The 18,275-nt window shown below is 72.3% G+C and carries 12 protein-coding genes; 7 read left to right on the top strand and 5 right to left on the bottom strand.

Annotated features, from left to right (window positions below; all coding sequences use genetic code 11):
* The first annotated feature begins 35 nt into the window (after positions 1–35).
* Positions 36–932 (top strand): DMT family transporter, encoded by an 897-nt coding sequence (locus tag ACFC1R_RS09665; protein ID WP_375935416.1) that lies wholly within the window; start codon positions 36–38, stop codon positions 930–932.
* A gap of 201 nt (positions 933–1,133) precedes the next feature.
* Positions 1,134–3,179: a PIG-L family deacetylase gene (locus tag ACFC1R_RS09660; RefSeq protein WP_375935413.1), complete on the top strand. Its 2,046-nt coding sequence runs from the start codon at positions 1,134–1,136 to the stop codon at positions 3,177–3,179.
* Positions 3,180–3,690: 511 nt separating this feature from the next.
* Here ACFC1R_RS09660 and ACFC1R_RS09655 read toward each other — a convergent pair.
* The 4 genes from ACFC1R_RS09655 to ACFC1R_RS09640 are packed head-to-tail and all read right to left on the bottom strand — an operon-like array spanning position 3,691 to position 10,917.
* Positions 3,691–5,781 carry a PIG-L family deacetylase gene (locus ACFC1R_RS09655; RefSeq protein ID WP_375935410.1) on the bottom strand — a complete coding sequence of 697 codons (2,091 nt, stop codon included), beginning with the start codon at positions 5,779–5,781 and terminating at the stop codon, positions 3,691–3,693.
* A complete protein-coding gene (locus tag ACFC1R_RS09650; RefSeq protein WP_375935407.1) occupies positions 5,778–6,998 on the bottom strand; it encodes an acyltransferase family protein in 1,221 nt (406 codons plus the stop codon). The genes ACFC1R_RS09655 and ACFC1R_RS09650 overlap by 4 nt, the downstream gene beginning before the upstream one ends.
* Positions 6,995–9,868, bottom strand: coding sequence for a stealth conserved region 3 domain-containing protein (locus ACFC1R_RS09645; RefSeq protein WP_375935404.1), 2,874 nt, complete (start codon positions 9,866–9,868; stop codon positions 6,995–6,997). The genes ACFC1R_RS09650 and ACFC1R_RS09645 overlap by 4 nt, the downstream gene beginning before the upstream one ends.
* A complete protein-coding gene (locus ACFC1R_RS09640) occupies positions 9,865–10,917 on the bottom strand; it encodes a hypothetical protein (RefSeq protein WP_375935402.1) in 1,053 nt (350 codons plus the stop codon). Before ACFC1R_RS09640 ends, ACFC1R_RS09645 begins: the two co-directional genes overlap by 4 nt.
* Positions 10,918–11,282: 365 nt before the next feature.
* Here ACFC1R_RS09640 and ACFC1R_RS09635 point away from each other — a divergent pair, with 365 nt between their 5' ends.
* The 4 genes from ACFC1R_RS09635 to ACFC1R_RS09620 all read left to right on the top strand — a co-directional run bounded on the left by ACFC1R_RS09635 (position 11,283) and on the right by ACFC1R_RS09620 (position 16,207).
* Complete coding sequence (locus tag ACFC1R_RS09635) at positions 11,283–13,118, top strand: stealth family protein (protein WP_375935399.1); 1,836 nt, start codon at positions 11,283–11,285, stop codon at positions 13,116–13,118.
* 171 nt (positions 13,119–13,289) lie between these two features.
* Complete coding sequence (locus ACFC1R_RS09630; RefSeq protein WP_375935717.1) at positions 13,290–15,053, top strand: FAD-dependent oxidoreductase; 1,764 nt, start codon at positions 13,290–13,292, stop codon at positions 15,051–15,053.
* A 62-nt stretch (positions 15,054–15,115) separates the two neighbouring features.
* The gene (locus tag ACFC1R_RS09625) at positions 15,116–15,754 is read left to right on the top strand and encodes a hypothetical protein (RefSeq protein WP_375935396.1); all 639 of its coding nucleotides are present in this window, start codon (positions 15,116–15,118) and stop codon (positions 15,752–15,754) included.
* 84 nt (positions 15,755–15,838) lie between these two features.
* Entirely contained in the window at positions 15,839–16,207 is a 369-nt protein-coding gene (locus tag ACFC1R_RS09620) for a hypothetical protein (RefSeq protein ID WP_375935393.1), read from the top strand.
* Between the two features lie 215 nt (positions 16,208–16,422).
* On the opposite strand, the gene ACFC1R_RS09615 is transcribed toward ACFC1R_RS09620, so the two are convergent.
* The gene (locus ACFC1R_RS09615) at positions 16,423–17,205 is read right to left on the bottom strand and encodes a class F sortase (protein WP_375935390.1); all 783 of its coding nucleotides are present in this window, start codon (positions 17,203–17,205) and stop codon (positions 16,423–16,425) included.
* A 254-nt stretch (positions 17,206–17,459) separates the two neighbouring features.
* On the opposite strand from ACFC1R_RS09615, the gene ACFC1R_RS09610 reads away from it, so the two are divergent.
* The coding region (locus tag ACFC1R_RS09610) for a hypothetical protein (RefSeq protein ID WP_375935387.1) at positions 17,460–18,275 on the top strand (816 nt) is incomplete at its 3' end.

Raw genomic sequence — 18,275 nt, 5'->3', positions numbered from 1 at the left:
CGGTCGGGTCCGCGGGAGCGGAACGGGAGACGGGTGTGGCGGTGCGGCGGTGGTGGCCGGGTTTCGTGGCGCTGTCGGCGATCTGGGGGGCGAGTTTCGCCCTGATCAAGATCGCGGTGGATGCGGGCGTGCCGCCGGCCTGGGTGGCGCTGTGGCGGTGTGCGCTGGGCGCCGCCACGCTGTGGGCGATCCTCCTCCTGCGGCGGGAGCCGGTACCGCGCGAGGCGCGCGCCTGGGGGCACTCGGCGGTGGTGGCGGTCCTACTGAACGCGGCGCCGTTCGTGCTGTTCTCCTTCGGCGAGACCCGGATCAGCTCGGTGCTGGCCGGGGTGTGGAACGCCACCACACCCCTGTTCACCCTGCTGTTCGCGCTGGCCTCGAAGGGCGGTGAACGGCCCGGCCCGCGCCGGGCCGCCGGTCTCGCGCTCGGCTTCGCCGGGGTCCTGGTGGTGCTCGGGGCATGGCGGGGCCTCGGGGCCGGGGCGCTCACGGGCAGTCTGGCCTGCCTCGGCGCCGCGGCCTGCTACGGCGCCGGCTTCACCTACACCCGCCGCCACCTCTCCGGTCTCCCGCACAGCACGACCTGCCTGGCGGCCCTCCAGATCGGCTGCGCGGCGGTCGAGTTGGCCCTGGTGGCCCCGGCGGTGGCCGGAGCACCCCACCGGCCGGGTGCGGGAGCCGCACTCGCCCTGCTGGTCCTGGGCGCCCTGGGCACGGGGGTCGCGTACATCCTCAACCTGAACCTGGTCCGGGCGGCGGGCGCCACCGCCGCGGCCACCGTCACCTACGTCACCCCGCTCTGGTCCACCGCCCTGGGCGCGCTGCTGCTCGCCGAGCCGGTCGGCTGGAACACCGTCCTCGGCGGTCTCCTGGTGGTCACCGCGGTCGCCCTCACCCGCTCCCCGGTCAGGCCGCTGCCCCGCCCGGCCTGACCCTCCGCACCGTCGCCGACCCGTCGCGGGACCACCGCCCCGGAGCCGTCCCGGGCGCGTGTAATGTGCAGGGAACGGGGTGGGTTTCACGCGTTGTTCATCCGTCGTGCGCCTCGTCCCGAGGACCGGCCGGTCCCGGGTACGGATGTCCAGGTCTCAGCAGGGGGAGCCAGTCCTCCGTCAGGTTCGAGGAAGCTTCCCGTGACAGTGCGCCGCCCCGCCCCCGTCCCCCGCCGTGCCGTACTCGCGGGGATCACGGCACTGGCGGCGGCGGGCTGTACGTCCAGGTCGGCCACCCCGCCCACCCCCCGGCCACGGGCCTCGCTGGCGGCAGCGCTGGACGGGACGAGCGGCAGCACGGTCGTCCAGATCCTCGCCCACCCGGACGACGACCTGTACTTCATGAACCCGGACCTCGAACAGTCCATCGACGCCAACGACCGGCTGGTCAGCATCTACCTGAACTGCGGCGAGAGCGGGGGGATCAACAAGGTCCCCGGTTCGAAGGACCGCCCCAAGCCGGACGAGGCCGCCTACGCGGGAGCCCGGCGGCAGGGGCTGCGCCAGGCGTACGCGCTGATGGCGACCGGCAGGCACCTCGCCCCCTGGGAGGTGTCCACCGAGACCCTGCCGGACGGCACCGCGGTCGAGGTGGACACCCTGGCCGGGCACCGGGGCGTCACCCTCGTCTTCCTCGGGGTGAGCCAGCACTTCAGGTCGACCGGCGGCTCCAGCATCAGCCTGCCGGACCTGTGGTCGGACCCCACCGCGGTCAGCCAGACCCTGGCCAGCACCGGCTCCCCGGTGCAGGGCAACCACCTGGTCACCCACGAAAGCCTGATCGCCGGCCTGGTCCACCTCCTCGGCCGCTACCGGCCGACGCTGGTGCGGACCATGGACCCGGACCCGGACATGCAGGTCCACGACGGGACGCAGAAGCAGCACCACGACCAGGACGGCTACTCCGACCACCCGGACCACACCGCGGCCGCGCTGTTCACCTACGCCGCCCTGGAGCGCTACAGCAGCACCGGCGGCCGGCCGTACACCGTCACCGCCTACCGCGGCTACTACAACGAGCGCTGGCCGCAGAACCTCCCGGCGCAGCTGGTCCGCCGCAAGGCCGACGTCCTCAACACCTACGGCGGCGACCCGCGCAACGGCTGCACCTTCGTGGCCGGCTGCGGCGACTACGACGTCGGCCAGGACCGGTCCTACGGCACGGGCTGGCTGCAGCGCACCAGCCTGCGCTACCCGGGCACCGCGCCGTGGTTCCGGCAGGACGCCGACCGCCGGCTGACCGCCTTCGGCGTGCTCGGGCTGCAAGCCGCCATGTGGCAGGAGACCGGGCCGGGCAGCGGGAAGTGGGGCGAGCCGCAACTGCTCGGCGGTGACGGCCTGCTGCCCGGCCTGACCGCCGCACTCACCCAGGACGGCCGCTGGCAGCTGTTCGCCGAGCGGGCGGCCGGCCTCGGACCGGCGACCGCCGACAACCGGCGCGAGATCGTCACGGTGGTGCAGACCGGCAAGGGCGGCCCGTTCGGCGCCTGGACCTCGCTCGGCAACCCGGAGACCGACCCGGACCACGGCCGCCGGGTGGGCGGTCCGGTCGTCGCCCGCAACGCCGACGGCACCACCCAGCTCTTCGTCCGCACCTGGGCCAAGGGCGTGTCCACCCGCCGGCAGCGCCCCGACGGCGGGTGGAGCGACTGGACCGACCTGGGCGGCGCGGACGTCCAGGAGGGCCTGACCGCCGTCACCGACGGCACCGGCCGGATCCACCTCTTCGGCACCGGCCCGGACTCGGTCCACCACTGGGCGCAGCAACAGCCGAACGGACCGTTCACCGTGCTGCCGACCGGGCTGCCCGCCCCCGCCGACCCGCCGACCGCGGTCGTCCGCCCCGACGGCACGGTCCTGCTCGCCCACCGCGAGCCAAAGAGCGCCCGCCCGGTGGCCCACCGCCTGGAGGCCGACGGGAGCTGGCAGGACGAGCCGCTCGACCTGGGCGCCCGCGGGTTCGGCCCGCTCACCCTGCTCGCCGTGCCCGGCGGCGTGCTCCTGGCGACCCGCGACAACGACGGCGGCACCAGCCTGACCACCCTCGGCACCGGCGGGAACCCGCGCTGGAGCACCCTGCCCGGGCCCGTCGTCGGCACCGCAGCCCTCGCCCCCGACGCCGACGGCCACCCCGTCCTCGCCCGGTTCACCCCGGACGCCGCACTGCACTGCACCCCGGTCGGCTGAGCGCTCCGACTACAGCCGTCACAGCGGCCACCGCCTGCGGCCCACGGCAGAGCCCGGGGCCCGCCGGACACCCCGAGCGTGCCGCTCGACGGCGGTGCCGGACCGTCCGCACGCCGATCTCGATGCGGCGGCGCGCACCCAGCCGTTCCATCAGGTCCTCCGCCGCCCGCCGCCGTGCGGTACGGGACGACCCGGCGGGCCCCTGAGCCGGTACTCGGCAGCTGTTTGACCGCCGATCAACTCGAAGCCGCCGAGGGCACGGTGGCCGACCCGTCCGCCGATGCGCCTCCGACAACGGCGCGGGCCACTTCGGCAACCCCGTCGACGTGTGGGACAACGACGACACCGTCAACGGCAGCTGGAACTGGTACCGCGCCGACCTCAGCTGACCCGAAACACAGGAAGTGAAGCAGCCACCCGCGTCTGGGCACGGGTGGCTGCTTCGGCCTGCGGAGCGCCACCGGCTCCCGGCCGGTCGGCGCGGGCCGGCGGGCTCCACTGGCTCAGAGGATCAGACCGTCTGCCAGCCCTCCGGCTTGAGCTCGCCCTCGACGAGCTGGAGCCGGTTGGTGCGCAGCCGTCCGTCGGTGCCGATCACCGCGACGGTCGGAGTGCCGTCGGCATCGACCGCGATCGACGGGCTGTGGATGAAGGGGCCGTCCCCCAGGTCGATCCACTCGTTGTGCAGCGGCTCGCCCTGGGCCGGCTGGAGGGTCACGCTGACCGTGCCGGCGTCGTTCCGCTGGGCGACGAGCAGCTTGTCCAGGTCCGGCAGCAGCCGGACGGCCAGCGGGCCGAAGCCGCCGTCGCCGCCGAGCAGGAACGGCGTGGTGTCCCAGCGGCCGCCGGGCTCGGTCTGCCGGTAGCCGAGCACCCAGGCGGTCTGCGGCTGGCGGACCAGCAGCAGCAGTCGGCCGTCGGGCTGTTCGAGTACCGAGGGAGTGCCCGCGGGCGCGGGCAGGTAGGTGTCGTACTCGGGCGTGGCCGCCCCGCCGGCGGCACGCTGCCGCCAGCGGATCACGCCGGGCTGGACACCGTCGCCGACCGAGCCGCCGTAGATCTCGATCGTGCCGCGCGCCGTGGTCACGGTGCTGTAGCCGTCCTGGGACCGGCCGCTGTAGTCCAGCCAGCCGCTCCAGTCGCCGTCCGTCCCGCAGCGCCGCGCGCTCAGCCCGAAGCCGAAGTTGCGGGTGACGAAGTACAGCCGGCCCTCGGCGTCCACCGCTCCGACCGGCATGCCGATCTCGCGCCGCTTGACCGGGTTGTTGCCCTCCGGGTTGTACGGGTTGCCGAGGTTCTCCCAGGTCCCGAACGTCCCCGAGGGAACGGACTGCCAGGCGCGAACCACGTCGCGGCTGTGGCCGTAGATCCCCGCCGACAGCGTGGCCTTCAGGCCGAGGACGTGGAACCGGCCCTTGCGGTCCTCGACCACGTCCAGCTGCGGCAGCAGGATCGACTCGTCGTCGCCCTGCCCGTCCGACCAGGTGCCGAGCGCGGCCGGCTCGGACCAGGTGCCGGATCCGGCCTCGGTCTCGGTCCACTGGACCGGCCGGCCGTTGAGAACGCCGAAGGCGACCAGTCGGCCGTCGGCCTGCCGCTGGAGCCAGTTGGTGGTGCCGTGGTAGCGGTAGGTGGTGCTCTGACCGTAGCCGCGGTTGTAGGAGCGGTCGCCGAGCTGGCGGTCACCGCAGAGCGCGGGGTTCTCGCAGTCGTGGCCGTCGACGCCGCCGTAGATGTTGAGGTACTTCATCTTCTCGGCGAACGCGGCACCGCTGAGGTTGAACGGCCACAGCTTGTTCCAGTAGCCGCGGTAGCTCTCCACGACCAGCGGCTGGTGGTGCCCGGCCGTGTCGTACCGGCGCAGCGCGGTGAACGCGAACTGCGCGGAGGCGGTGTGGTCCTCGTGGTCGCAGTAGTGGGCGCGGCCGTTGTCGTACTTGAGGTGGTCCGGGTCCGGGTCCAGGGTGCGGACCACGGTGGGGCGGTACTCGGTGAGCAGGTCGACCAGGCTGCCGATCAGACCCTCACGGGTCATCCGGTACGTCCCGCTCGCCCCGGGGATCGGGCTGTCGGTCGGGCGCAGCGTCGGCTCGGACTCCACCTCGCCGGTCCACAGGGTGCGCAGTCGGGCCGGCGGCTGGTCCTCCTGCACCATGCGGAGGTTGAGGTAGATCAGGGTGATCGGCGCCGGCCCGTCGGTCAGTGTGTTGACCTCGGCGACGACACCGTCCCTGATCGTGCGGGTCCCGCGCTCCCAGACGGCGTCCCGGTGACCGGTGACCATCGCCGAGTAGGCGGCCCGCAGACCGGCCTGCCGGCCCGTGGTGTACCCCTCGAAGTCGACCGGCGCGTCCCCGCGCTTGGGGTCGGAGGTAGCGACGTTCCGGCCGTCGGCCTCACCGGCGGTCAGGTACACGCAGACCACGGGAATGCCGGCCCGGACGGTGTGCAGCAGGTCCGGCACCATGAAGTACAGGTCGTCGTCGGTGTGCGCGACGATCTGCATGTGGAGCGCGGGCGCCGGTCCGGTCGGGACGACGTCGGCCGGTGCCGTCTGCGCCTGCTCGTCGGCTCGCTTTGATCCACGGCGGAAGAGTTTCACGGCTGCGGTTCCTTCTGGGGAGATACGGGTCGGTGGCCGGCTACCGGGGTCGACGTCGGCGCGGGGGCCGACAGTTCTCGGATCTCCCCGATCGCCTTGGTCAGGACGTCACGGAGGAAGCGCGACAGCGGTCGCTCGACGAGCCGGTGGACCAGCCAGGCGCCGACGAGCATCGCCGTCACCAGTCCGACCAGCAGGAGCCCGTGCGGCACACGGTTCTGGAACCTGCGGATGATGTTCCACCCGATGTACTCGTGCAGCAGGTACACGGGGTAGGTGAGTGCGCCGGCCGTGGTGAGCCAGCGCCACTGGATCCGGTTGAGCCAGCCCAGCGCGACCGCGGCGACCGCGAGGAAGAACACGGCGAGCAGCACGACGGTCGGCCAGGTGGGGATGTGCCGGCCCATGTGCTTCTCGGCCTGCGCGTGAGCGAGCAGCAGGTAGTGCTGGGAGGCGAGGAAGCAGAAGCCCACCATCATCCAGAGGAAGATCGTCGGCCGGTACTTCCGCATCAGGAAGAAGCAGATGCCGGCGATGAAGTACCAGCTCTGGTCGGGCAGGATCAGCCCGTTCAGGTAGTCGCTGTTCAGGGGCACCGCGACGATCGACGCCGTGGCCCACAGGCAGCAGAAGAGCACGGCGCGGCGGTACGTGAGCCCGCGCCAGATCACCAGCGCGAACAGCAGGTAGAAGCGCAGCTCCACCCAGAGCGTCCAGTAGACGCCGTCCACGCTGTCGATGCCCAGCGGTTCCTGGAACATCGTCAGGTTCGCCGCGATGTCGCTCAGCGACAGCGCGTGGTAGGGCCCGGGTATCAGGAACAGCACCAGCGACGTCGCCAGCACACCGACCCAGTAGGCGGGGTAGAGCCGGATGACCCGGGAGACGAAGAAGCTGCCGAGCGGCTTGCCCCACGCACTGAGGCAGATGACGAAGCCGCTGATCAGGAAGAACAGGTAGACGCCGAGCCAGCCGTACGAAGCGGGCAGGTAGGCGTGCGGGAAGGTCTTGGTGACCGGCTTCGACCACCCCTGGCCGAAGGCCATGTAGTGGTAGGCGACCACCATCAGCGCGGCCCCGAGGCGCAGCCCGTCGAGCGCGCCGAGTCGGCCGGGGGCCGTGCTCCTGGGCTTGCGGCCGCTGCGGCCGAGACGGCCGATCGACCGCTTGACCGGCCTCGGGGTGCCCGTCGGCGGGGCGTGGTCCACAGCGGTCACCGGGCACCGGCCAGCCGCTTGTTGCGGACGGTGCCCTTTTCGTACTGGCTCGGCACCGGGAAGTAGCTCGGCAGGAAGACGCCGAGGATGTCCGCCTGTTCCTCGGCCGAGACGTCCGCGTTGTGGTAGTCGTTGATGCAGAAGACGTCGTTCCCGCGGGTGCTCAGCAGCCTTGCCAGCTTGGGGTGCTGGACCCGCAGGCCGACGTTGATGAAGCCGCTGGAGATGGGGGCGGCCACACTGCGGCCGGTGAACATGCCGTAGTAGTGGTGCAGCGAGGAGGTGATCGCCAGGTCGGTCTCGCTGCGCAGCTGGGCCTCGGCGGTGCGGGCGACCTCGGCCGGGAACCGCTCCTCGAGGTCGGCGAGGACGCTCCTGCGCAGCGCGTGCGGCGTGTGCAGGAAGGTGTTGGTCAGGGTCCGGCCGAACTCCCGCTCCAGCAGGGCACGGTTGTTCTTGGCGGCGATGAAGGCGAACTCCTCGCCGTCCTGGACCGGGTTCGGGTCGACCGTGGTCGGCGACTGGAAGCACTTGGCCTGTCCGGTGCCCAGGAAGAAGCTGTCGGCACTGAGCGCGCGGCCGAGGAACACGTCGTCGTTGAAGTAGAGGAAGTGCTCCGCCAGGCCCTCGATCCGGTGCAGCCGGCTCTCGATGGCGTGCGAGTTGAAGCTCGGCAGCTTGCCGGTGTCACCGAAGATCTCGCGGTGGCTGACCACCTTGACCCGGGGGTGGTCGGTGTCCAGCCAGTACGGCACCTGGTCGTCGGTGACCAGGTGGATGGTGCGGACCCAGGGGGCGTACATGTCCAGCGAGCGCAGCGAGTACCGGAGTTCCTCGCGGTTGCGGAACCGGGCCTCGTCCGAGGAGCCGTCGGTGTCCGAGGGCGCCATGCCGAGCGCGACCAGGGCCTTGTTCTTGCGCTCGCGCCAGGCCGGGTCGCCACCGTCCACCCAGGTGTAGACCACGTCGACCGGGAAGTCGACGTCGGTGGGCAGGGTCTTGGTGAAGGCCTCGATGGTCGGGTAGCTGCGGTCGCCGACCGTGAGGGTGGCCTTGCCGGTGAGCGCGGACACCGGCAGGGTGGCGCCGTAGACCGTGCCGCCGGGGACGTCCAGCAGCTTCTCGTCGTCCTTGTTCGGCGTGGTGAAGGCCACCGTGCAGCCGTAGACGCCGGTCAGGCGCATGGTGCCGCCGGTGGTGGTCACCGGGCGGAACAGCCGGACCGCGGCCACCGAGCCGGAGGCCGGCAGGTACTGGTCGAGGATCGCCGCCAGGACGTTGGCCTTGGTGCCGCCCCTGGCGTCGAGCAGACCCGCGTACACGGGGCTGTCCTTGTAGCGCTCGGTGACGGCGCGCAGCAGCTTCTCGCGGTACTCGACCGCCACCGCCAGGCTGTGCCGGAGCGCGCTGGTCCTGGTCATCAGGTACGGGATGCCGAGCTCGTCCAGCAGGTCGACGGCCAGGTCCAGGTTGGCCTTCATCACGTCGAACGGGGAGAGGTCGTCCGCGACCTGGCAGATGTGGCCGCTGGCCCGGACGACCGTGCCGCCGCTCTGCGCCTCGATCCGGACCTCGTGCGCCTTCTGCCCGACCTTGTCGATCGAGCCGACCGAGCGGGAGGACTCGGCGGCCACGGTGCCCAGCTGGCCCCGGGCGGACTCGGCCAGGGTCCGGCGGCGACGGCGGGCGGCAGCCAGCCGGCCGCTGTCACGGTCGGCCATCAGACCCTTGAACAGCTCGCTCCACTGCGCCGCGACCTTGGGCGCCGACCAGCGCTCGGCTGCCAGCATGGAGGCGGCGCCGAAGGCGTGCCGGGTCTCGTCCTCGGACATCATCCGGTCCAGCGCCTCGGCCAGGCCGTCGATGTCGCCCGGCGGCACCAGCAGGCCGTTGACGTCCGAGGTGACGATCTCCCCCGGACCGTTGGGGCAGTCGTACGCGACCACCGGCACACCGGCGGCCTGCGCCTCGGCGAGCACCAGGGGCAGCGCCTCCACCCGGGAGGTCTGCAGGCAGATGCTGGCCTGGGCCCACTCCTCCGGCATGTGCTGGGTGGAGCCGACCAGCTGGATCTGGTCGGCGGCGCCCATGGTGCTGGCGAGCTCGCGCATCTTGCGCAGCAGCGGCCCGTCACCGAGCACGCGCATCCGCCACTGCGGGTGCCGGGCGGCCACCCGGTCGAAGGCGTGGATGGCGTGGTCGATCTGCTTCTCCGCCACCATCCGACCGGCCAGGGTGATGGTGCGGGTCTCCAGCGAGGAGGCCGGGCGGTAGGCCTCGGGCAGGGCGTTGCCGAGCACGGTGAGCTGGGGCGCGTACTCGCCGAAGGTCTCGGCGAACCAGGCGCGGGTGGGCTCGCTCAGCGCGATCAGGGCGTCGAGGTGCGGGGCGAAGCGCATCAGCGGATCGCCGCTGACACCGCGCAGCTCGGAGACCCGGTGGTCCTGGCAGACGGTGATCGCGGACGGCGGGGCCACCCGGACCATCAGGGCCAGCAGGGCGGGCGTCGAGGCGACCAGGACGTCCGAGTCGGTGTCCCGCAGCGCCCGCTCGACCTCCAGGTCGGAGAGCCGGTTGAAGGACCGCTCCCAGGCCGGGTCCACCAGCTCGCTGGGCTGCGCGGCGAGCCGGCGGTAGACCGCGTCGTCCTGGTCGGCGCCCTCGACCGGGCGCGGGACCGCGCCGGTGTTGTCCACCAGGTTCCGGATCTTCAGCTTGCCGCCGGTCTCGAAGAAGCCGCTGGACCGGGTCTTGAAGATGCTGAGCACCTCGACCTGGTGCAGCTCGGAGACGGCTTCGGCCGCGGTCAGGATGGCCCGTTCAGTGCCGCCCATGGTGTCGGCGCTGGTCAGGAGGAAGGTGATTTTCACGTGAGCGATCCCGTGGTGGCGGTGGATATCGACTGCTGGCCCGGGGCGGCAGGTCCGGGCACCGGGCTGAAGGACAACCGGTAGATACCGCGGATGGTGTGACGCTGGGTCACGTAGTGTAGGCGGCCCTTCCGGTCCGTGATCACCAGCTTGACGCCGGTGTTCAGCATCACCCGGACCGAGCGGAGGTCGTCGGGACGGCGGCGCAGCCAGTACTTGCGGCCGCTCTCCCCCACCCAGCGGAAGCCCCAGTTGCTGCCCTGGTGTACGGCGTGCAGGTCGGCCAGCGGCAGCGTGCTGCGCAGCAGCTCCGGGCTGCCGGGCACGGGCTCGGTCGACAGCTTGACCACCTGCTTGCCGTCGGTCGCCTCCAGCCGGCCGCGCGGGCCGGGCGGGCGGAAGTCCAGCTGCAGCCCGGCGAACCGGCGGACCACCCGGACCACCTCGGCGCGGGCGGGCGGTTCGGAGACGACCAGCTTGAGCCGGCCGGACGGGGAGATCCCGGTCTGCATCGACATGCCGCTGACGGGGCAGGCGGCGAGGGCCGCGCTCGGACCGGTGAGGGTCGGCGTCTCGCCGGCGCCGATCAGCCGGCGCTCCTCGGTCACGCCGCCGGGGGCGGTGACCCGCAGTACCAGCGACCAGCGGCCGCCGGTGACCGGCAGGCCGCCGACCTGCTTGCCGAGCAGCGCGGACGCCGTGACGCTGGGCCGGCCGCCGGGGGCGGCGGACAGCCGGGCGGGAACGGAGAAGTGCCGGGTGCCGTTGCCGACCATCAGCTCGACCGTGGCGTCGGCCGGGGTCTCCGGCGGCAGCCAGGCGTGCAGGTTGAGGTTGTGGCCGCCGAGCACCATGGCGTACCTCACCACTGCGGCGGTGCCCTCGGCGCGCGGGGCGACCACGGAGTGGATCAGGTGGTCCCGTCCGGCGGCGACGTGACGTCCGGCCTTGCGACGGATCCTGCCGGGCAGCTGGCTGACGGGCAGCTTGCGCCAAGCCAGCACACCGGAACGGCCGACCACGCGCAGGGCGTGGACTTGCTCGGCCACCGTGACCTCCTAGGGCTCACCCCGGACGGTCCGGGCTATCGATTCGGGCACTCGTGCGGGCGCGAGAGCAGCCATGCTAAGTCACCGGAGGAACACCGAACTTCTCCGGCTCCAGGCCCAACGGCCAACCCTACCGGGGACAAAAATCAACAAACCGGACATCCTCCCGAGGTGGCGGCCCCCTTACGCTGCGGTATTCGTCCGGTTGACACACGGCAAAACCAAATGACAGTGTGAGCGGCGAGCGAGGCCGCCCTCCGTACCCACACGCGCGGCCTTGTCGGATGCCACCGAGGCAGGTGGCGGCAGAATCGGTCCTCCGCGCGCACCGTGGTCGAGGGTGAAGCAAGAGTGTTGGGGGAGCGATGAATCGCTTGACTGCCGTGGAGAAGACGAACTCCACCCACGTTGCCCCGCTCGGCGCCCCGGCTCCCCGCGGCGGTGCGGTCGGCGTCCTGAAGTCCGAGCACTCCAAGCTGGTCCACGCCTACCGCCGGATCCTGCCCGAGCGCAGCCGCGCGGCGATCGCCAAGCACATCTCGCACGAGACCCGCACCCGGGTCATCCACACCATCTCCCGTTCGCTGTCGATGCAGCAGCGGCTGGACGACGGCGGACGCCTCGCGCGGCGGCACCCCCAGTTCTTCGAGGCCGGCGCCGTGGCCCTGGCCCAGGTCGGCAAGGACCGCAAGATCGTGAGCGTCCGGACCGACCTGGACCCGCTGAGCTGCCGGACGCAGAACCTGGAGCTGGTCCGCCACGCGCTGGACGACGCGGGTGTCCCCTACTTCGCCGTCCGCGGCCTGGCGGACTCCTCCTCGGTGCTCGCCGTCGCCCTGACCGACCGGGCCGCGGCCCTGCGGGCGCTGCAGGCCCTGTGCGCCACCGTCCCCGGCTACCTCTCGACGCCGCCGCGCTCCGGCGACCAGGCGCCCACCACCTCCGCCCCCGGGTTCGAGCCGGAGAGCTGGCGGGCCGCGGAACAGGCCGACGTCATCCGCCTGACCTGGTTCCAGGCCGACCAGGACGGCCACTACGTCCTCGGCCACGAGTACGGCTGCGACGTGGAGTTCTGGCGGGCCGAGGACGGCGAGCTGGTCGCCCCGCGCCGCAACCGGGTCACCGAACGGGTCGGCGCCGACGAGCGGACCGTGTCCGCACCGGGCGCCGTGTTCACCAGGCTGGCCGCCTGGAGCCGGACCGGCGACGACCTGCCCACCCGGGCGCCGTTCACCGCCGCGCTGCCCGAGGACGTCCGCTACCCCGTGGACGTGGTCTACACCTGGGTCGACAGCAACGACCCGAAGTGGCAGGCGACCCGGGCCGCCGCCGACGGGACCACCGCCACGTACAACCCCGAAGCCGTCAACGACGCCCGCTTCATGAGCCGCGACGAGCTGAAGTACTCGCTGCGCTCGCTGCACCTGAACGCGCCCTGGGTCCGCCACGTCTACCTGGTCACGGCCGACCAGGTACCGTCCTGGCTGGACACCGAGAACCCGCGGCTCACCGTGGTCAGCCACCGGGAGATCTTCTCCGACCCCGAGGCGCTGCCCACCTTCAACTCGCACGCCATCGAGAGCCAGCTGCACCACATACCCGGCCTGTCGGAGCAGTTCCTCTACTTCAACGACGACGTCTTCCTCGGCCGTCCGGTCACCCCGCAGCTGTTCTTCCACTCCAACGGCCTGACCAAGTTCTTCCCCTCCCAGGCGATGGTGCCGTTCGGCACCCCCTCGGTCGAGGACGCCCCGGTCGCCGCCGCCGCCAAGAACAACCGGCAGCTGATCGAGCGGGACTTCGGCACCACGCTGGTGCAGAAGATGATGCACGTACCGCACGCACTGCGCCGGGATGTCCTGCTGGAGATAGAGGACCGCTTCGCCGAGCGGCACCGGACGACCGCGGCCACCAGGTTCCGCGGCCCGGCCGACCTCTCGGTGGCCTCCTCGCTGCACCACCACTACGGCTACCACAGCGGCCGCGCGGTCCCGTCCGAGATCGCCTACGCCTACCTGGACCTGATGCACGACAGCACCTCGCGGCGCCTCGCCCGGATCCTGGCCACCCGGAACCTGGACGTCTTCTGCATCAACGACACGGTGTCGGACCGCAAGGACCTGCCGGCCCAGCTGGAGCTGCTGCAGCCCTTCCTGGACTCGTACTTCCCGAACCCCAGCCCGTTCGAGAAGAAGGTCTGACCGACCGCAGGACGGGCACCCGGACGGGGCACGGCCGTTGCGGATCGGCGGCGCCGTCGTTGGCAGGACGTGCAAGAACCAACGCCGACCACCCCTGACCCGCGCACCGCGCCCGCGCCCGGCTCCGGGCGCGAACCCGCACGCGACACCGACCGCGGCAGACGCCGGTTCCTGGCGGCGGCCGGCACCCTCGGCGGGAGCCTGACCGCGGCACCGCTCGGCACGGCGCGGGCCGCCGGCCCGCGCGCTCCGCGCAGAGCGGCGGGCCGCACCGTGGCGGTGCTCGGCGGCGGGGTGTCCGGGCTGACCGCGGCCCACGAACTGGCCGAGCGCGGCTACCGGGTGACCGTCTACGAGCGCAATCCGATCCTCGGCGGCAAGGCCCGCAGCATGGACGTCCCCGGTACCGGCGGAGCGGGCCGCCGGCCGCTGCCCGGCGAGCACGGGTTCCGGTTCTTCCCCGGCTTCTACCGCAACCTGCCCGACACGCTGCGGCGCATCCCGGTGCCCGGCAGCGCGACCGGCGCGCACGGCAGCCTGGTCGACGCCACCGAGGTGCTGTTCGCCCGCGACGGCGGACGCCCTGACCTGCGGCTGCCGTTCCGCACCCTGCTCACCGTCCCGAGCCTGGAGCTGCTGCTGCCCGACGCCCTGCTGCAGACCCTGACCGGCCTCCTGGACACCTCGCTGCACCTGCCGGCCACCGAGATCGCCTACTTCGCCAACCGGATGCTGGTCCACCTCACCAGCTGCGAGGAGCGCAGGCTCGGCCAGTGGGAGCAGACCCCCTGGTGGGAGTTCGTCCGGGCGGACCGGATGTCGTACGACTACCAGCGGCTGCTCGCCATCGGGCTCACCCGCAACCTGGTCGCCACCAGGGCCGAGGTCGCCAGCACCCGCACGGTCGCCCGGATCCTCCAGGCCTTCCTCTACAACGTGCTCGGGTTCGGCAACGACGGCGAACCCGACCGGGTGCTCAACGCACCGACCAGCGAAGCCTGGATCGACCCCTGGACGGCGCAGCTGAGCAGCCTCGGCGTACGCTTCGAACTCGGCTGCGAGGTCCAGGAGTTGACCTACTCGGACGGGCTGGTCAGCGGAGTCGGGCTGATCGACCTCGACTCCGGCCGGATCCGCACCGTCACCGCCGACCACTACCTCAGCGCCATGCCGGTCGAGCACGCCCGCCGCACCTGGGGCCCCGCCCTGCGCGCGGCCGACCCCGGGCTCGCCCGCTGCGACCGGCTGCAGACCGACTGGATGGTGGGCGTGCAGTTCTACCTGCGCACCCGCACCCCGATCGTGCACGGCCACGTGGACTACGTGGACACCCCCTGGGCGCTCACCTCGATCAGCCAGGCCCAGTTCTGGCCGGGCCGCGACCTCCGCGCCGACTACGGCGACGGGACGGTCGCCGAGTGCCTGTCGGTGATCATCTCGCAGTGGGACACCCCCGGCATCCTCTACGGCAGGTCCGCCCTGAAGTGCACCCGCGAGGAGGTGGTCCGCGAGGTCTGGGCACAGCTCAAGGGCTCGTTGAACGACACCGGGCGCGCGGTGCTGCGCGACGACGACGTGCACTCCTGGTTCATCGACCCCGCGGTCACCGGCCTCGGCGGGCCGGCCCCCGCCAACCGCGAACAGCTGCTGGTCCAGACCGTGGGCAGCCACGCCAACCGGCCGCCGGCCGCCACCGCCGTCCCCAACCTCTTCCTGGCCGGCGACTACACCGCCACCGACATCGACCTGGCCACCATGGAGGGTGCCAACGAATCCGGCCGCCGCGCCGTCAACGCACTGCTCGACGCCGACGGCTCGAACCGGCCGCGCTGCACCGTCTGGACCCTCTACCGGCCGCCGGAGCTGGAACTCCTCCAGCAGCAGGACGCCGTCCGCTACCGCCGGGGCCTGCCCAACGCCCTCGACTTCGGCTGACCGCCCGCCCGGCGCCGGGAATATCGGCGGCGCCCCGGTCGGATGTCCGCCAGACTGGGCCGATGATCGTCATACACCCCGTCCTGGAGAGCGGTGCGCTCGACGACTTCGTCCTGTGGCCGGTGGCCGACCAACCGCCCCACCGACTGGTGCCGTTGAACGGAACGCTGAGTGGGGAGCAGGTCGGTGCGGCCGTCGCCACCATCGCGGGCTACAACGACAGCCGGACCGATCCGCGGTCGACCGACCCGGCCGCGACCTTTCTGAGCCCACTGCTGCACGAGGAGGGGTTCCTCGCCCCCGGCGGCCTCCGGGTCCGGGACACCGAGGCCGGCACGGTGCTGAACCCCGGCTGCTGCTGCGGCCTGGAGGACTGGCGCGCCTGGCTGGAGGTCGCCGACGGCGGCGAGATGTGGCTCGGCCACGACCCGACACCGTGGGCCGAGCAGGCCGGCGAGACCCTGCGCCTGCACCCCGACGGCGAGCACCCCGGCCCGGCGGTCGAGCTCACCCGGGCCGACCTCCGGCGCCTGCTGGCCGACGTCCAGCGCGACTTGGCCGACTTCCTGCTGCTCGTCGCCGACTGGGCCGGACAGTACGCACCCCGGTCCGCCGAGGCCCTGGTCGGCGCCTTCGACAGCTCCCTGCAGATCACCGCCCCGCTCAGCCGGACCGTCCCGTGGCAGGGCGGCGGGCGGTAGCACCGGCTTCCCGGGGGGCTGTCGGCATCAAACACGGCCGACGCAGAACGCACCTTCGGTGCTGGCGAAATGACACGCCGTTGAGTGATGATGGGCCCGGCGGAAGCGGTCCTGCTCCTTCGTTTCCGCACCACCGAAACCATCTCGCTCGAAACAGGCAGGATTTCCATGGCCGAGCAGTTCGACGTCGAACCACTGGGCGATCACGACTACCTCGTGCGCGCACACCTCAGCGAAGACGTGATCGAGTCGCGCTTCCAGGCCAGCCCGGCCGTGCTGGAGGAACTCCGGCTTCCGCAGGCCGAGGAGCAGCGCGTGGTGCGGGAGGCGGCAGTGTTCCTGGCGGAGCGGCAGCCGGTCATCGACTTCCCGCAGATGGTCGACCTCGACGATCTCGTCGCGGTCTACGACGACTTCCTGTCCGAGCTGAGCCGCCGCCTGCCGCCTCGCTGACCGACGGCCTCGGCGGCACCGCGCACGAGGCGGTGTTCCGGCCGGCGGTGATCCGTGTGCGCACCCGGCGCCGGGCCTCCCCCGCCGCCACCGATATCCCGCCGGCTCCCGCCCGATGAAACGGATCAGGCCCAACCGGTTTGCGAAAAGCACCAGTTGGGCCGGATCACGCACCGCTCGGGAACAGCGGGCGGGGGGGGAATTCGGCTGAGCGGTCAGCCCTGGTGCCCCCAGGACTCCAGGTGGGCGAACACCACCACGTTCTCGGTGTAGTCCTTGGCGGTCCGGTCGTACGCACCGCCGCAGGTGATCAGGCGGAGCTGACCGTCCTTGGACTCCCCGTACACCTCGTCGTCGGGGAACTGGTCCTTGGCGAAGGCCTGGATGGTGTCGACGACGTACGTCGCGGTGACCCCGTCCGCCCGGGTGACGTCGACCTCGCTGCCCTGTCCGAGCGAGCTGAGGCCCATGAACACCGCAGGACCGGTGAGGGTGTCGACGTGTCCGACGACCACGGAGGTCCCGGGCTCACCCGGCGAGGCACTGCCGTTGTACCAGCCGACCAGGTTCTGGTTGTCGGCCGGCGGCGGAGCGATCTCACCCGAGGCGTCGGCGGCCAGCTGGGTGAAGGGCGCGTCCACACCGATGGCGGGAATCTGCAGGCGTGTCGGCGGCGAGAAGCCCAGCGGGACCTTGGACGGCGAGGGCTTGGCCGGGGAGGGCGCGGCCGGCGCCGGCTCGGCCGGGGAGGGCGCGGCCTGGGACGGGCCCGACTGGGCGGGGCCCACCTGAGACGGCACGGGCCGCGCACCGACCGCCTTGGGGACGGCAGCCGCCTTGGGAGGCAGCGGCGCGGCCGGCTGCCCGTTCAGCGGCTTGAGAATCATCAGGATGCCGAAGACCGCCATCCCGATACCGAAGACCGAGAGCCAGCGCCTGCGGGTACGACCCTTCGGGCGTTGATCGGTCTCTGAATCCGACGTGGAGTGAGACTCCATGCTGCGTTGCCTTTCCTGATGTTCCACCGACGAGTGATCCGATCGATCGATCACGAGGATCAACCGCGCGCCGGCGCGGCCATCGCACTGCGCGACAGCCGCACCGGAACAACTCAGCGGCGATGGAGTCAGATCATGTTGCGAGAGGCTGCACGGCGGCGCAGTGCGTATGCACTGACCCCGACTCCGCCCAGGAGCAGAGCCGTACCACCGACCAGGCCCGAGTCGGACTTGGCCAGGCCGCCACCACCGGCGTGGACGCCACCGTGCGGGTGACGGTGGTCGCCCTCACGGTCGTCGTCCCGACCACGGTCGCGGTCACCCTCGTGACCCCGGCCACCCTCGTGCCCGCGGCCGCCTTCGTGGCCCCGGCCACCCTCGTCGCCACGGCCACCTTCGTGACCCCGGCCACCCTCGTCGCCACGGCCACCTTCGTGCCCGCGGCCGCCCTCGTGCCCACGGCCGCCCTCGTGACCCCGGCCACCCTCGTCGCCACGGCCACCTTCGTGCCCACGGCCACCCTCGTGCCCCCGGCCACCCTCGTGCTCACGGCCACCCTCGTCGCCACGGCCACCCTCGTCGCCACGGCCACGGCCACCGCCGTCCTTGTGGTCGTCACCGTTCCCGCCCGTCAGGGACGAGAGGGCGAGGAAACCACCACCGGCGTGCACCCCACCGTGAGCGTGCTCCCGGCCGTGGTCACGGTCGCGGTCACCCTCGTGCCCACGGCCGCCCTCGTGACCCCGGCCACCCTCGTGGTCGCGGCCGCCCTCGTGCCCTCGGCCACCCTCGTGCCCACGGCCACCCTCGTGACCCCGGCCACCCTCGTCGCCACGGCCACGGCCACCGCCGTCCTTGTGGTCGTCACCGTTCCCGCCCGTCAGGGACGAGAGAGCGAGGAAGCCGCCACCGGCGTGCACCCCACCGTGAGCGCGGTGGCGGTGGTGACCGCCACCCTCGTGGTCGCGGCCGCCTTCGTGCCCTCGGCCACCCTCGTGCCCACGGCCACCCTCGTGACCCCGGCCACCCTCGTCGCCACGGCCACGGCCACCGCCGTCCTTGTGGTCGTC

Origin of the sequence: Kitasatospora sp. NPDC056138, from assembly GCF_042264695.1 — a bacterium.
Lineage (GTDB): Bacteria > Actinomycetota > Actinomycetes > Streptomycetales > Streptomycetaceae > Kitasatospora.
Note: the sequence above shows the minus strand (reverse complement) of the source record. Positions and strands in the feature narration are given on the sequence as shown.

What these genes read in the sequence shown, in the direction of transcription:
- ACFC1R_RS09635 (WP_375935399.1), top strand. Translation starts at nt 11,283, where the DNA reads ATGAATCGCTTGACTGCCGTGGAGAAGACGAACTCCACCCACGTTGCC.
- ACFC1R_RS09625 (WP_375935396.1), top strand. Translation starts at nt 15,116, where the DNA reads ATGATCGTCATACACCCCGTCCTGGAGAGCGGTGCGCTCGACGACTTC.
- ACFC1R_RS09615 (WP_375935390.1), bottom strand. Translation starts at nt 17,205, where the DNA reads ATGGAGTCTCACTCCACGTCGGATTCAGAGACCGATCAACGCCCGAAG.